The organism is Kluyvera sp. NPDC087067 (assembly GCF_044745165.1).
In the GTDB taxonomy this organism is placed as follows: Bacteria; Pseudomonadota; Gammaproteobacteria; order Enterobacterales; family Enterobacteriaceae; genus Kluyvera.
Genome location: NZ_JBIUZS010000008.1, coordinates 1 through 14516 on the forward strand (window position 1 = coordinate 1; position 14516 = coordinate 14516).

Here is a 14516-nt window from a genome sequence, read left to right on the forward strand (position 1 = left end):
CGGCGGGAAGGTCGTCAGGAAACAGCGGGTCATGCGTCAGCCACACCTGGGACAGGCGGACCCCGCAGTCCTGACCGTATCCGGCGGCGGGCAGGACTTCCGGGTAAGGCACTTCAGCCGCCTCCGCGCGCTGCGCCTGGGTGGTCAGCACCAGCTGAAACCGCCGCCCGTTGCCATCGGTGACGCCGGTGATGTTTCCGGTCAGCTCGCCCTCAGCGGCGCGATGATAGCGCAGGGTACGACCGAAGCGGTCCGCCAGCCCGGTCAGTACCCGGTACGGCGGCAGCGGCGCGGGAAGCACCTCATCCACGCCCGGCACCCGCTCTGCCCAGCCGAGTATCCACCACGGCCCCTGAAAGCTGTTCGTTGCCAGATAAATATTCGGGCTCAGGCGGATATCTTCCGGCAGCGTCTGCCAGAGTGCATGCAGCGGATGGCTGTCATGCAAAGCAGAAACCCCGCCGCGCGCCAGCCAGAAGGACTCGCTGCGGCTGTACGAACACTCGCCCGGAAAGAGCGGTTCAAAGTGAATACTCCGGCCGCCGTTGTCGTTCAGAACCAGCGCTGTATCGCGCAGCTGTAAGCGCATGTCGGCGGGCATTTTCCAGCCGGGGCCGAATAAACCTACCGGTGCCGGTGTTTTCGTCTGGTAGCTGTTGTACGAGCGGGTGAGGACAAACGGCTGCGGGCCGGGCAGTGCGATATCGGTCTCGCCAGGCTGTACCTTGGCCCCCAGCAGCGGGTTAACCGGGTTACCGGAAGTCACCCCGCCGGGACAGACCGAGCAGGCGACGCCGGAGGGGGCGCCAATCATCACGCCCAGCGAGCCCTGCACTATCGGGCCGCCGTATTTTGTCATGTCTCCCTGACGGGCCGCCGGTTTTCCACTCATCGCTCAAATCCTTTTGCTGTTAATCCGTGCACATCTTTAATAACCGAGCTAACACAGTAGTTAGTTACCCGATTGCAAAAGGAAGAATTAGAAACAATAATAGTTGGATAGATTGTGATGAAGGTTTTATTTCCGTATAAATAGGATAATTTTTTACATTTCCTAATGGAAATAATAACACCAACAAATACATACAAAGATAGAATACACCACAGAAATAAGTAGCCATCAGTTTTATATAATAGCCAATCATTCACCTAAATTATCATATTCAAGAAATCACGTATTTTTTAAGTAGTAAACATCAGGGAAGTCAAAACCAATTAAATATGCATCAGCCTCGTGTTGTAGATGGAGTATACTGTTGTGGCTGGTATTCTAGGGTAGAAAAACGCCCAGGGCCGCGTGTCACGGCCCTGGGACAATTATCAGCAAATAAATAATCAGCTATTTTGTTCAGCGGCAGCCGATAAATTCACTTTATTCGCTGCAATAACAAACGGCAGGTAAATAAGCGTTGAGACTATCAGGCATAATATGCCAACAAATAGTGCTAACCAATTCCCCCCGGTACCAAAGAAGGCGATTAAAGGTCCTGGCGTTGTCCACGGCACCGCATAGGCAATTGGCGGTATAATATCGAGCGTGATAAACGCATAGCCAATCAGGGAATTGACAAACGGCACGATAATAAAGGGAATAACCAAAATCGGGTTCAGTACAATTGGCAGACCAAACATCACCGGTTCGTTAATATTAAACAGGCCGGGAACAAAAGCCATTTTGGCAAGATCACGATAATCCTGGCGACGTGAAGCAATGAAAATCGCCAACAATAACCCAAGCGTCATACCGGAACCGCCATAGTTGGCGAAAGCATCATTAATTCCGGTCCAGGTTATTGGGTACGGCGCGCCCCAGGTTGAACCGTGGGATGCCGCGTAGGAGAGGTTTTCCAGATTCGCTTCAGAGAAAATAGTTTCACGGATTGCGGCAACGGTATTAGGCCCGTGAATTCCCAGGATCCACAGGAAGTTTGCCACCAGCCCCAGAATCAGTACGGTGACAATATTGGTCCCCATATCCTTTAAAGGTGCCTGAATTAACGTATAAATCAGGTCATTCAGCCCGTTGGGTGAGATTTTCGACAGCAGGTAGTTTAGCACCGAGAAGAAAATCATCACGAAGCAAATCGGTAGTAGTACCTTAAACGAACGTGCGACCGCAGGCGGAACCGCATCAGGCATACTGATGGTGACCTTTGGATTGCGTGAAAGTCGACAAAATATTTCGCTGGAAAGCAGCGCTACGATCACCGCCACAAATAGCCCCTGCGGCCCAAGATATTTGGTCGTTAAATAAGCCTGACCATCAATAATGACATACGGGGTGTAGACAACAAAGAATGCGCCGATAGCCGTCAGACCGCATAACAGGTCATCTTGCTGATAGCTTATCGCCATATTACGGGCAACCAGGAAAGTGATGAGCACCGCCATAATATTGACTGAGCCATTCATTACCGGGGTGAAAATTTGCTGTGCATCGGCCAGATTGGGGAATAGTGCGCCAAGGTGCAGGATGCTGGCAATAAAACCGTCAGGAGATAAAATCGCAAAATTGATCAGAACAATTAGCGAACTGGCCATGACAATCGGAAACGATAAAATAAAAGCATCGCGGATTGCCGAAACATGTATTTGAGAGTTTAATTTTATAGCTATTGGAACGAGGATCTTTTCCATCCCACGTTCAAATGAATTCATCAGTCCCATTACATTCCCTTATCTCAGAGTGATAAATTTAAAAACAACAAGGCTTCGGTAAAAATAACTTTATTACCAAAATATTTTTCCCATCTACAATCCACTATTTCTCTTCCCCGTCAACTTATTGTCATTTGACGAATACTTTAATAATTGTTAATTTTCATAACTCCTCTTCCGATCACAGTTAATCGCGCCTAAGTTGTTCAATAATGATGGTGTAATTGAACATGTCAGCCCTGAATTGCATCAACAGGATTAAAATTACTTATTTATAAAGGACTTAAAGGGGTTCAAAAGTGGTTTACCAAAATGTTATCAATCTGCTGAAAAATCGATTAAACAGTACTATCTACGATATTGGCGATCTTTTGCCGCCAGAGAAAGAGCTGGCAGAACTTTATAATGTTTCGCGTAACACATTGCGCAAAGCGCTAAAGGTGCTGGAAGATGAAGGCATGATTGAGCGTCGGCATGGGTCGGGAACCTATCTGCGGAACAAACATTTCCAGGCTTCCGTGACGCATCTTGATAGCTTTACCGAAATCGCTAAAAACGAAGGTAAGACACCGACCAGCCAGATCCTCAAATTTGAACTTCAGTCTGCATCCGATGAAATTGCCAATGGGCTTCAGATTAAACCTGGGGAGCAGGTCTATTATGCCAAGCGACTGCGTTTTATTGATGATATTGCGATGCAGGTCGAAGAAACGTGGATGTCGGCGGGACGCTTTCCCGACCTGACAATTGGTCATATGAAGAAATCGAAATTTGCCTACATTGAGAATGAATGCGGCGTCAAAATTCTCGGCTGTTATGAATCTATCCGGCCGATTCTGCCCTCAAAGGAAGTGGCAAAATTGCTGCACATCAGCGCGCTCGATCCGATTATCCGCATGCAAACCCAGGCCGTTGATGAGCAATCCATACCGATTGATTACTCCATTCTCTACACCAATATGTTTGAATTTCAGGTGAAGTATTTTCTGCCACGAAAATAGGCGCTCAGCCCTGCCCCTGGCAGAGCTGAGCACGACGGCTATTTACGAAATGACCATAGCGTCAATAATATCCCCAGTACGGCAGAAATAGCGCCGCCGAGGAAGACCGACGCATAGCCGAACGACGTCGCCAGCATTCCCGCCAGCGGCCCGGAGACGCCTAGCGCGATATCCTGGAAAGCCGCATAGCCGCCAAGCGCCGTGCCGCGCACCTGCTGCGGGACGCGTTTGACGACCTCAACGCCCAATGCCGGGAAAATCAGCGAGCAGCCCGCGCCGGTTAATGCCGCACCGGATAGCGCTACCCACTCACTCGGTGCCTGCCACAGTAGCAGCAGGCCAATGGTTTCCACTAACAGTGAAACGACCGCAACCTTTACACCGCCATAGCGATCGGGCATCCAGCCAAATAAAATACGCACCAGCACGAACGTTCCGCCGAATGCCGTCAGGGTGAAGCCCGCCATCGACCAGCCTTTGCTCATAAAATAGAGTGAGACAAAAGTGCCAATAACCGCAAAGCCTACCCCCTGGAGCGCCAGCCCCATGCCGGGTTTCCAGATAAGACCAATCACGCTAAACAGCGAAGGACGCTCGCCGGCTATTGCCGCCACTTTGCGTACCGATCCGTTAAAGGCCCACGCGACTAGCGGCAGCATCATAGTCACACCGGCTAGCACAGCGAAGCCATAGCGGTTATTGATAAACAATCCCAGTGGTGCTCCCACCGCCAGCGCGCCGAATATCGCCATCCCGTTCCACGACATCACCTTGCCAGAGCGTTTTGGCCCAACCAGCCCCATTCCCCAGGTCAGGGTTCCGGTAAGCAATTGGCTTTCACCAAAGCCCAGGATCAGACGCCCGACGATTAATAGCCCAAATTTAATCATCGTATCCACCGGCAGCAGCGCCGCGCCAAGCCAGGCGGCACCGGCAAACGCGCAGGCGAACATGCCCTGTAAGGCAGAGCGTTTACCGCCATATTGATCGGCAAGACGCCCTGCGTAACCGCGCGTTAATACGGTAGCAAAGAATTGGATCCCCACGGCAATGCCCACCATGGTGTTGCCATAGCCCAGTTCCTGGTGCACAAATAGCGGGATCACCGGCAGCGGAATACCAACGGTTAAATAGGTGAGAAACACCGCAAAGGCGATGCGAAATAATGAAAAACTTGATGAAGACGAACGTTCTGTTTGGGTTACTGCGGTCATGCTTTACTCCAGAATGCTGAGTAAGGCGAGGATCTGTAGCCACGCCCCCTCGAACCTGTAGGCCAGGATTAAGGTGCGTTGGTTGACGTTAAACGCTTACGCATTACCGAGACGGCAATGTTGTGCTGGATTTTGCCTGTTGTTTCGCGCCAATGTCAACGCATAAAAAAGGAGCCCTCAGGCTCCTTTTCACATTCGTCGTCAGTTTTACGCTTTCAGCTTACGCATTACCAGCGTGGCGTTAGTCCCGCCGAAGCCGAAGCTGTTTGACATCACGGTGGTCAGCTCACGGTCAGTCGCTTTGGTCACGATGTTCAGACCTGCCGCTTTCTCGTCCATTTCATCGATGTTGATGCTTGGCGCCACAAAACCGTGTTCCAGCATCAGCAGGGAATAGATGGCTTCCTGAACGCCGGCGGCACCCAGAGAGTGACCGGTCATTGCTTTGGTCGCAGAGATTGCCGGGCTGTTCTCGCCAAATACTTCCTGAATCGCGCCCAGTTCTTTCACGTCACCGACCGGCGTTGAAGTCCCGTGGGAGTTCAGGTAGTCGATTGGGGTATCCACACCGTGCATTGCCATCTGCATGCAGCGCACAGCGCCTTCGCCAGATGGAGCAACCATGTCAGCGCCGTCGGATGTTGCACCGTAACCAACGATTTCTGCATAGATATGCGCGCCACGTGCCAGAGCGTGTTCCAGCTCTTCAACCACGACCATACCGCCGCCGCCTGCGATAACGAAACCGTCGCGATGTGCGTCATAGGTACGAGAGGCTTTGTCTGGCGTTTCGTTGTACTTAGTAGACAGTGCGCCCATTGCGTCGAACTCACAGGCCATTTCCCAGCCCAGCTCTTCGCCGCCGCCAGCAAATACGATGTCCTGCTTGCCCAGTTGGATCTGCTCTACCGCATTACCGATACAGTGTGCGGAGGTCGCACAGGCAGAACTGATGGAGTAGTTTACGCCATGAATTTTGAACGGCGTTGCCAGGCACGCGGAAACCGCGGAACCCATGGCTTTGGTGACCACATAAGGGCCAACCGCTTTCAGGCCGCGCGGGCTACGCATAGCGTCAGCGCCGAATACCTGTGCTTTAGAAGAACCACCGGAACCGGCAATCAGGCCGACACGCGGGTTATTCTGATAATCTTCAGCTTTCAGGCCGGAGTCTTCAACCGCCTGCTGCATGGAGAGATAAGCATAGATTGAGGCATCGTTCATGAAACGAACCACTTTGCGGTCGATAAGACCGGTAGTGTCCAGTTTTACGTTACCCCATACGTGGCTACGCATTCCAGAATCTTTGAATTCTTGAGAGAAAGTGATCCCCGAGCGTCCTTCACGCAGGGATGCCAGGACTTCCTGCTGGTTGCTACCGATGCTGGAAACAATACCCAGGCCAGTAATCACTGCACGTTTCATTCAATACCTCTGTATGTCATCACTATTTTTAAGTTTCGAGTCGCAAGATAGCGTACACTTGTACGCCGAACAAGTCCGATCAGCAATTTTATGCAGAAATTTGCGCCAGCGGGCACGCATCGTTAAGATCGCCTGACTCCTTGCCGCACGAGTAACTTACGTGAAACAAAACGCCATACAATCAGCCAACCTCGAATTTAACAGTGAGGGTACACCTGTTTCCCGAGATTTTGACGACGTCTACTTCTCCAACGACAACGGTCTGGAAGAGACCCGCTATGTTTTTCTGGGCGGCAACCGGCTAGAAACCCGCTTCCCTCAACATCCGCGCCCTCTGTTTGTGGTCGCGGAGAGCGGTTTTGGTACCGGACTCAACTTTCTCACGCTGTGGCAGGCTTTTGACGCATTTCGCTGCCAGCATCCCGACGCTACGCTGCAAAGATTACATTTTGTCAGTTTTGAAAAATTTCCGCTGAAGGCCGACGATTTACGTCTGGCGCATCAGCACTGGCCGGAACTGGCCCCCTGGGCCGAAAAGCTCCAGGCGCAGTGGCCGCAGCCGGTCGCCGGGTGTCATCGACTGCTGCTGGATGGCGGACGCGTCACGCTGGATCTGTGGTATGGCGATATTAATCAATTAGTCGATAAACTTGATGATTCGTTTAATCAGCAGGTTGATGCCTGGTTCCTCGACGGTTTTGCCCCGTCAAAAAACCCGGACATGTGGACTCCCGGGCTGTTTTCCGCAATGGCACGAACGGTATGTCCCGGCGGCACGCTTGCGACTTTCACCTGCGCGGGATTTGTGCGCCGTGGCTTGCAGGAAGCCGGTTTCACCATGAGCAAGTACAAAGGCTTTGGCCGCAAACGTGAGATGCTGATTGGTGAAATGGCCCAACCGCAGCCCGATGCCACGCGCGCGCCGTGGTTTGCCCGCAGCGGCACCGAGGCGCGCGAGACGGCCATTATCGGCGGCGGTATCGCCAGCGCCCTGCTCTCTTTGGCCCTGCTGCGTCGTGGCTGGAAGGTCACGCTCTATTGCGCGGATGCGGCACCGGCGCAAGGCGCTTCCGGCAACCGCCAGGGGGCGCTCTATCCGCTGTTAACCGCTCACGACGAAGCGCTGGCGCAATTTTTCCCGGCGGCGTTCCTTTTTGCTCGCCGTCTGTATGATGCTCTACCCGTTGAGTTTGATCATGAGTGGTGTGGTGTCACCCAACTGGGCTGGGATGAAAAGAGTGCGCAGAAAATCGCGCAGATGCTGTCACTGGGCCTGCCCGAAGAAATTGCCTGCGCGATTTCTGATAGCCAAATGCGCAGCGCGATTGGTCTGGAGACCGGCTGTGGAGGGATTCAATATCCCCTTGGCGGCTGGCTATGTCCGGCAGAACTCACTGCCGCTGTTTTCGAGCAAGCACAGCAACAGGGGCTACAGGTACAGTGGGGTAAGACCCTCACCGCCCTTGAGCAACAAGAAACGGGCTGGCAGCTGCAATTTGAGGATGGCCTGACGACGCTCGCGCCGACGGTTGTCCTCGCTAATGGGCATAACATCAATCAGTTTACGCAGACGGAACATCTGCCGGTGTACGCCGTCGGCGGCCAGGTCAGCCATATTCCTGTTACAGAAAATCTGGCAAAGCTAAAGCAGGTGTTGTGTTACGACGGCTATCTGACGCCACAAAATCCGCGCCACCAGCAGCATTGTATCGGTGCCAGCTACCATCGTGGTGAGCGTGAAATGACGTTCAACGAAGCGGATCAGCAGGCGAATCGCCAGCGGTTGATTGACTGTTTCCCGGATAAAGCGTGGACGCAGGAAGTCGATATCAGCGCGAATGAGGCGCGCTGCGGCGTACGTTGCGCCACCCGTGACCATCTGCCGATGGTCGGTAATGTGCCGGATTATGCCGCAACGCTGCGTGATTACGCCTCTTTGCATGAAAATCCCCATGAGGCGCATTGCGCACCGATTTACCCTAATCTGTTTATGCTGGGAGGACTGGGTTCCCGTGGACTGTGCAGTGCTCCGTTAACGTCTGAAGTGCTGGCCGCACAGATGAGCAATGAACCGCTGCCGCTGGATGCGGTAACGCTGGCTGGCCTCAATCCGAATCGGCTATGGGTGAGAAAACTGCTGAAGGGAAAAGCGGTGAAGTAAGACGGGCGATATTGCCCGGCAGCGATACCGGGCAATAGGCTCTTAGTGGGAGGCCTTTTGGTACAGGGTATCCCACATCTCTTTCACTAAAGCCTGATCGCGCGGTGAGAGTTCGCCCGCGCTAATGGCCGTTTCCAGACTCTGCGTGACGTTACGATAGAGCGCATCGGCGCTATGGTCTTCGTCCAGATCGGCCACCGCCAGCGTCAGGTGGCCGCGCAGATAACCGCTGGCAAACAGCTCATCATCACTGGCGTGTTCCACCATATCGTCAATTAACGCCAGAATGCGTGCTTCAAACTCCGCGATCATCTTCTTTCCTCTTTGGGTAACACGGCCTTAGAGATCTTCCGGCCATGGAAACATTTCCGCCGTTAAGGTCGGCGTATGGTAATAATTCTGTAATGCCTTGATAAATTTGGCCGGACGCGGTGGGATTCCCTCTTTAAGGTAGGTCATCACCTGCGCGTGGACGCGGCGCTGAAAGATTATCCGGTCTGGCTCAAAGTCACCTTCAAGATTGTCGCAGCTCACGTTAAACGGGAAACCCGCCGCCACGCAGAACAGCCAATCAAAAGCCTGCGGTTTCACCTCAACGTCTTCAAACTGCCCTTGCGTTTTGGCATCACGCCCGTCCGGGCAGTACCAGTAGCCAAAATCGACCTGCTCGCGGCGAGCTTTACCGGCGATGCACCAATGGGATATTTCATGCAACCCGCTGGCATAAAAACCGTGCGCGAAAACGATGCGGTTATACGGCACTTCAGCATCTGCGGGAAGATAGATCGGTTCGTCGTCGCCTTTAATCAGACGAGTATTAAACTCTTCGGCAAAGCAGCTATCGAAAATCGAAATTAGCTGCTGATAATCATGTGTGGTTGTCATTAGTTCATCCCTAACCATTGAAGAATTTCCTGTCCATGGCTGTCGTACAGTAGCTTGGCGCTCATCACCGCTGACACCACTACAATCATCGGACGAATCAGCTGCTGCCCTTTACTCAACACCAGGCGCGAGCCCATTCGGGCACCGAAGAATTGCCCGACCATCATCACAAAGCCGGTCGCCCAAATCACCTTACCGCCGATGATAAACAGCAGCAGCCCCCCAAGATTGGAGGTCGCGTTCAGCACTTTGGCGTGCGCGGTGGATTTAGCGAGGTTAAAGCCCATCAGGCTGACAAAAGCTAGCGCGTAAAAAGAACCGGCGCCCGGCCCGAAGAAACCGTCGTAAAAGCCTACGCAGCCGCCGGCCACCAGCGCAAACGGCAGACCATAGAGGCGCTGCTGGCGGTCAGACTCGCCAAGTTTGGGCATCAGAAGGAAGTAGAGGCCAATCCCAATCACCAGGAGCGGTAAGATCTGACGCAGAATGTCTGATTTGACATACTGCACCAGCAGCGCGCCGCTCATCGAACCGATAAAAGTCATCAGGATATTCAGCTTCTGATCCGCCAGATTCACCACCTTGCGGCGAATGAAGTAGAGCGAAGCCGACAGTGAGCCGCCACAGGCCTGGAGTTTATTGGTCGCCAGCGCTTGTGCGGGCGGCATGCCTGCCGCCATCAGCGCCGGAACGGTCAGTAAACCACCGCCCCCCGCCAGTGAGTCAATAAAGCCCGCGAGGATAGCGATAAAGAAAAGCGCCACGAGCATCAGCGGCTCGACCATAAATAATGTGAAGAAAGTGTCCATCAAAGTACGTGCTCATCCAGTAGCGCCTGGCAGGAAGGCGGCAACGGAGGCGGCGTCTTCTTCACAGGTTTGGTGGTACCCGGTTTTGGCGGTTCGAACCAGCTTTGCAACTCGGCACCGCAGCCGTCTCCGGCAGGAGGTGCGGCCTGATCTTCACACTCAAGACTGTTTGCCGGGCATTTCAATCGCACATGCATATGCGCTCGGTGCTGGAACCATGGACGCACTTTACGCAGCCAGTCACGGTCATTTCCCGCTTCAAGGCACAGCTGTTGTTTAATCGCTGGATTGACGAAAATACGCGTAACGTCCTGGTCCTCGGCGGCAAGTTTAATCAACTGCCCAATTTCCGGTTTCCATAGCACCGTCGACACTCCTTTACCATCCGCACGGACTAAATCCAGCGCCTGCGGTTTAAGCAGCTGCGCAGAGCTCCAGCGGGTTTTCGGTAATTGCAGGAAAATATCGACATCCAGCCCGCTTTGGTGGCTGGCGTGTCCGCCGTTAAAGCGCCCTCCAGCGGGCATGCCCATATCCCCAATCAGCATGGTGCCCATACCATGTTGCTGAACCTGCTGGCCCAGACGTTGGATAAACTGCACCAAATCCGGGTGACCGAAGTAGCGGCGCTGGTCGGTGCGCATTATCTGATAGGTATCGGACTGCAGCGGAAGCGCCTGTGCGCCGACGATACAGCCGTTAGCAAAGGCACCAATCGACTGGGCGCTGCCGCTTATCGGCTGAGCGATCTTTTGCCATGGCGTTGCCGCCAGCGTCGTGCTGCTGGTCACCAGAGCCAGCAGCGCAATAACGGTTTTTTTCATGTTTACCAGCGTGGAATTGACGTCGTCACATCGGCGTTTTGCGCGCGTTGGCGCATAAAGTGATCCATCAGGACAATGGCCATCATCGCTTCGGCGATAGGCACCGCACGGATACCCACGCAAGGGTCGTGACGACCTTTGGTGATCATCTCAACTTCCTCGCCAAAGCGGTCGATGGTGCGTCCCGGTACCGTAATGCTTGAGGTAGGTTTCAGCGCGATATTGGCGACGATCTGCTGACCGCTGCTGATACCGCCCAGAATGCCGCCCGCATGGTTGCTCTGGAAACCGTCTTTGGTGATTTCATCGCGATTCTGGCTGCCGCGCAGTTTTACCACCTCAAAACCGTCGCCAATCTCGACGCCTTTGACGGCGTTAATGCTCATCAGCGCATGGGCAAGGTCGGCATCCAGACGGTCAAAGACCGGTTCACCGAGTCCGGCAGGAACGCCATCAGCCACCACGGTGACTTTAGCACCGATGGAATCGCCCTCTTTTTTGAGGCCGCGCATTAGCTCATCCAGCGCATCGATTTTGTCCGGGTCCGGGCAAAAGAAAGGGTTTTGTTCCACGTGATCCCAATCTTTAATCGCCAGCGGAATGTCGCCCATTTGCGTCAGGCAGCCACGAATCACGGTGCCAAACTTAGCGGCGAGGAATTTTTTAGCAATGGCTCCTGCGGCGACGCGCATCGCCGTTTCACGTGCAGAAGAACGGCCACCGCCGCGGTAGTCGCGCAGGCCGTATTTTTGCTCGTAAGTATAGTCGGCATGCCCTGGACGGAACACATCTTTGATTGTGCCGTAGTCCTGCGAGCGCTGATCGGTGTTTTCAATCAGCAGACCGATACTGGTTCCGGTGGTCACGCCTTCAAAGACGCCGGAGAGGATTTTTACCTGATCCGGCTCGCGGCGTTGAGTCGTGTAGCGCGAAGTCCCCGGACGACGACGGTCAAGGTCGTGCTGCAGGTCTGCCTCGGTTAACGCAATGCCCGGTGGCACGCCGTCAACGATGCAGCCTAGCGCCAGGCCGTGCGACTCGCCAAAGGTGGTTACGCGAAAGAGTTGTCCAATTGTATTTCCTGCCATCACGACTCCGTAATCGTTGTTCTGTTGTTGTGTGCTGGAGTAATTAGTCTTTGTACTGCCCAAAATGGTTCTGCGCCGCGACGAGCTGCGCTTTCGTCAGCATAAAGACGCCGTCACCGCCGTTATCAAACTCAAGCCAGGTGAACGGAACATCCGGGTATTGATCCATCAGATGTACCATGCTGTTCCCCACTTCACAAATCAGAATACCGTCGTCTGTCAGATAATCCGGCGCACAGCCAAGAATGCGGCGTGTCAGGTGTAGACCGTCTGAACCTGACGCCAGACCCAGCTCCGGTTCGTGGCGATATTCTGACGGCAGATCGTCCATGTCTTCTTCATCCACATACGGTGGATTGGTGACGATCAGATCATATTGCAGCTGTGGCGCGTCGCGGAACAGATCGGAACGGATCGGCGTGACGTTATGGATCATGCCGTGTTCTTCGATGTTGTATTCGGTTACGGCCAGCGCGTCAGGCGAAACGTCAATGGCATCGACTTCCGCTTCCGGGAAAGCGTAAGCGCAGGCAATTGCAATGCAGCCGCTGCCGGTGCACATGTCCAGAATATGTTGAGGTTGATGGTTGATTAAGCCCGCAAAACGGTTGTTAATCAGCTCACCAATCGGCGAACGTGGCACCAGAACGCGGTCATCAACGTAAAATTCGTGACCACAGAACCAGGCTTTGTTAGTGAGGTAAGCGACCGGAATGCGTTCGTTAACGCGGCGAATCACGCGCTCAACAATCAGCTGTTTTTCGCTGGTCGTCAGGCGGGCAATGCGCATATCTTCAGGGATATCCAGCGGCAGATACAGCGTCGGCAGAACCAGCTGTACGGCTTCATCCCATGGGTTATCGGTGCCATGGCCGTACCAGATATTGGCCGCGCTAAAGCGGCTCACCGCCCAGCGCAGCATGTCCTGAATGGTATGCAGCTCATTGACTGCTTCTTCAACAAATATCTTATCCACGTTGTTCTCCAGGGCATGCTTTGGGGTAAATTCGGCGGCTAGTTTGCCATGAAGACGGCGATAAATCAGCATTCTTGCGTAGGGCTTGTGGCAAAAAAGCGTTTTCGCTGCATGAAGTAGCGTGAAAAGGTAAACTGGTGGAAAAAATGAATGAGAAGAATCAATGAAAAAGAAAACCTCACTGAGCGAGGAGGATCAGGCGCTGTTTCAACAGTTGATGGCAGGCACGCGCAAAATCAAGCAGGATACGATTGTCCATCGCCCACAGCGTAAAAAAATGAGCGAAGTTCCCCCTAAGCGCCTGTTACAGGAGCAGGTGGACAACAGCCACTATTTTTCCGATGAATTTCAACCGCTGCTGAACACCCTCGGCCCGGTGCGATACGTGCGGGAAGGCGTCGACCATTTTGAACTTAAAAAACTGCGTCGTGGTGATTACTCCCCCGAGCTGTTTCTTGACCTGCACGGTTTAACACAGGCGCAGGCGAAGCAGGAGTTGGGCGCGCTTATCGCTGCCTGCCGTCGGGAACATGTGTTTTGTGCCTGCGTAATGCACGGCCACGGGAAGCATATTTTGAAGCAGCAAACGCCGCTATGGTTGGCGCAGCATCCACACGTGATGGCTTTTCATCAGGCGTCAAAGGAGTACGGCGGAGATGCCGCGCTGCTGGTGCTGATTGAAGTGGAAGAGTGGCTACCGCCAGAACTGCCGTGATGCGCTCCCCGCAGTCGCCGAGCGTTCATTGGTTGATGTAGATACTGTGGGAATTGAGAATATGTAGGCCTGATAAGCTACGCGCCATCAGGCATCATCGTGCAGATCGCCGGATGGCGGCTACGCCTTATCCGGCCTACAACAGTCAGTAGCGATCGAGCTCCCCGGGGTTGGCGTAAACGCCTCACCCGGGCTACCGTTAAATCGCTTTCGCCATTTTCAGGTTGCAAGGGCTCATTTGCCAGTTCAGCACCCCTTTCCCCTCGGTATCCAGCGTCACGCTGGCGATGGCGGAGGTGGTGAACATTGGCGGTACTTCGCCTGGGCAAAGTTCAGCGACCAGATAACCGACCAACGGCAGGTGAGAAATCACCAGCACCGAGGTAGTACCTTCGTTCGCTAACGCTTGCAGGTAAGCGCTCACAAGGCCGATATCGCCGCACGGCGTCAGCTCCTGCAAGACATCAACCTCTTTTGGCAGGTTCATACACTCCCCTACCACTTCCAGCGTTTGTTCCGCACGCAGATACGGACTGACCAGAATGCGGTCAATATCCACTTTTTGGCCTTTCAGCCAGGTTGCCATCTGACGAGATTCATCACAACCACACCCGGTGAGAGGACGAACCGAATCACTCGCTGCATCGAGTGCAGCGTCGCCGTGACGCATTATAAAAACTTGCATATTGCACCGCTTTTGTTAACCAGAAGCACCTGCGCCACCCTGACGGTGACGCGGAGCCGGGCATTGTGCCTTATC

Annotated in this window: 14 protein-coding genes; 3 read left to right on the forward strand and 11 right to left on the reverse strand. The window is 53.7% G+C overall.

Features of this window, described 5'->3' with window-relative positions:
* Window positions 1–892 (reverse strand): DUF6531 domain-containing protein (locus tag ACIPDS_RS18235; protein WP_400738811.1); only part of this gene is annotated, 892 nt, incomplete at its 3' end.
* 443 nt (window positions 893–1335) lie between these two features.
* On the reverse strand, window positions 1336–2667 hold the full coding sequence (locus ACIPDS_RS18240; RefSeq protein ID WP_400738814.1) for a PTS sugar transporter subunit IIC: 1332 nt from the start codon (window positions 2665–2667) through the stop codon (window positions 1336–1338).
* A 290-nt stretch (window positions 2668–2957) separates the two neighbouring features.
* Here ACIPDS_RS18240 and ACIPDS_RS18245 point away from each other — a divergent pair, with 290 nt between their 5' ends.
* Entirely contained in the window at window positions 2958–3659 is a 702-nt protein-coding gene (locus ACIPDS_RS18245; protein WP_400738817.1) for a GntR family transcriptional regulator, read from the forward strand.
* A gap of 38 nt (window positions 3660–3697) precedes the next feature.
* Here the strand turns inward: ACIPDS_RS18245 and ACIPDS_RS18250 are convergent, their stop codons facing one another.
* Both ACIPDS_RS18250 and fabB read right to left on the reverse strand, forming a co-directional pair.
* A complete protein-coding gene (locus ACIPDS_RS18250; protein ID WP_400738820.1) occupies window positions 3698–4873 on the reverse strand; it encodes an MFS transporter in 1176 nt (391 codons plus the stop codon).
* A gap of 207 nt (window positions 4874–5080) precedes the next feature.
* Window positions 5081–6298 (reverse strand): beta-ketoacyl-ACP synthase I, encoded by a 1218-nt coding sequence (gene fabB, locus ACIPDS_RS18255; RefSeq protein ID WP_166516097.1) that lies wholly within the window; start codon window positions 6296–6298, stop codon window positions 5081–5083.
* A gap of 160 nt (window positions 6299–6458) precedes the next feature.
* Between fabB and mnmC the strand changes: the two genes are divergently transcribed.
* Window positions 6459–8459, forward strand: a complete 2001-nt coding sequence (mnmC, locus tag ACIPDS_RS18260) for a bifunctional tRNA (5-methylaminomethyl-2-thiouridine)(34)-methyltransferase MnmD/FAD-dependent 5-carboxymethylaminomethyl-2-thiouridine(34) oxidoreductase MnmC (RefSeq protein WP_400738824.1) — start codon at window positions 6459–6461, stop codon at window positions 8457–8459.
* Window positions 8460–8501: 42 nt separating this feature from the next.
* Here the strand turns inward: mnmC and ACIPDS_RS18265 are convergent, their stop codons facing one another.
* Genes ACIPDS_RS18265 through prmB form a run of 6 tightly spaced genes read right to left on the reverse strand, consistent with a single transcriptional unit; the run spans window position 8502 to window position 13041 of the window.
* Window positions 8502–8771 (reverse strand): YfcL family protein, encoded by a 270-nt coding sequence (locus ACIPDS_RS18265; RefSeq protein WP_166516095.1) that lies wholly within the window; start codon window positions 8769–8771, stop codon window positions 8502–8504.
* A 27-nt stretch (window positions 8772–8798) separates the two neighbouring features.
* Complete coding sequence (locus ACIPDS_RS18270; protein ID WP_166516094.1) at window positions 8799–9344, reverse strand: elongation factor P hydroxylase; 546 nt, start codon at window positions 9342–9344, stop codon at window positions 8799–8801.
* Window positions 9344–10153: a sulfite exporter TauE/SafE family protein gene (locus tag ACIPDS_RS18275; RefSeq protein WP_400738828.1), complete on the reverse strand. Its 810-nt coding sequence runs from the start codon at window positions 10151–10153 to the stop codon at window positions 9344–9346. Before ACIPDS_RS18275 ends, ACIPDS_RS18270 begins: the two co-directional genes overlap by 1 nt.
* Window positions 10153–10977: a penicillin-insensitive murein endopeptidase gene (mepA, locus tag ACIPDS_RS18280; RefSeq protein ID WP_400738831.1), complete on the reverse strand. Its 825-nt coding sequence runs from the start codon at window positions 10975–10977 to the stop codon at window positions 10153–10155. The genes ACIPDS_RS18275 and mepA overlap by 1 nt, the downstream gene beginning before the upstream one ends.
* A 2-nt stretch (window positions 10978–10979) precedes the next feature.
* Window positions 10980–12065: a chorismate synthase gene (gene aroC, locus ACIPDS_RS18285; protein WP_400738834.1), complete on the reverse strand. Its 1086-nt coding sequence runs from the start codon at window positions 12063–12065 to the stop codon at window positions 10980–10982.
* Between the two features lie 43 nt (window positions 12066–12108).
* The gene (gene prmB / locus ACIPDS_RS18290) at window positions 12109–13041 is read right to left on the reverse strand and encodes a 50S ribosomal protein L3 N(5)-glutamine methyltransferase (protein ID WP_400738837.1); all 933 of its coding nucleotides are present in this window, start codon (window positions 13039–13041) and stop codon (window positions 12109–12111) included.
* A 163-nt stretch (window positions 13042–13204) separates the two neighbouring features.
* Here prmB and smrB point away from each other — a divergent pair, with 163 nt between their 5' ends.
* Window positions 13205–13756 (forward strand): endonuclease SmrB, encoded by a 552-nt coding sequence (smrB, locus tag ACIPDS_RS18295; protein WP_400738840.1) that lies wholly within the window; start codon window positions 13205–13207, stop codon window positions 13754–13756.
* A gap of 199 nt (window positions 13757–13955) precedes the next feature.
* On the opposite strand, the gene sixA is transcribed toward smrB, so the two are convergent.
* Window positions 13956–14441: a phosphohistidine phosphatase SixA gene (gene sixA / locus ACIPDS_RS18300; protein ID WP_166516088.1), complete on the reverse strand. Its 486-nt coding sequence runs from the start codon at window positions 14439–14441 to the stop codon at window positions 13956–13958.
* Window positions 14442–14516: the final 75 nt, after the last annotated feature.

Bases quoted from the DNA above. Each gene is read 5' to 3' on its own strand.
- ACIPDS_RS18275 (WP_400738828.1), bottom strand. From the start codon at position 10,153: ATGGACACTTTCTTCACATTATTTATGGTCGAGCCGCTGATGCTCGTG.
- ACIPDS_RS18270 (WP_166516094.1), bottom strand. From the start codon at position 9,344: ATGACAACCACACATGATTATCAGCAGCTAATTTCGATTTTCGATAGC.
- ACIPDS_RS18240 (WP_400738814.1), bottom strand. From the start codon at position 2,667: ATGGGACTGATGAATTCATTTGAACGTGGGATGGAAAAGATCCTCGTT.
- sixA (WP_166516088.1), bottom strand. From the start codon at position 14,441: ATGCAAGTTTTTATAATGCGTCACGGCGACGCTGCACTCGATGCAGCG.
- fabB (WP_166516097.1), bottom strand. From the start codon at position 6,298: ATGAAACGTGCAGTGATTACTGGCCTGGGTATTGTTTCCAGCATCGGT.
- ACIPDS_RS18250 (WP_400738820.1), bottom strand. From the start codon at position 4,873: ATGACCGCAGTAACCCAAACAGAACGTTCGTCTTCATCAAGTTTTTCA.
- aroC (WP_400738834.1), bottom strand. From the start codon at position 12,065: ATGGCAGGAAATACAATTGGACAACTCTTTCGCGTAACCACCTTTGGC.
- ACIPDS_RS18265 (WP_166516095.1), bottom strand. From the start codon at position 8,771: ATGATCGCGGAGTTTGAAGCACGCATTCTGGCGTTAATTGACGATATG.
- mepA (WP_400738831.1), bottom strand. From the start codon at position 10,977: ATGAAAAAAACCGTTATTGCGCTGCTGGCTCTGGTGACCAGCAGCACG.
- smrB (WP_400738840.1), top strand. From the start codon at position 13,205: ATGAAAAAGAAAACCTCACTGAGCGAGGAGGATCAGGCGCTGTTTCAA.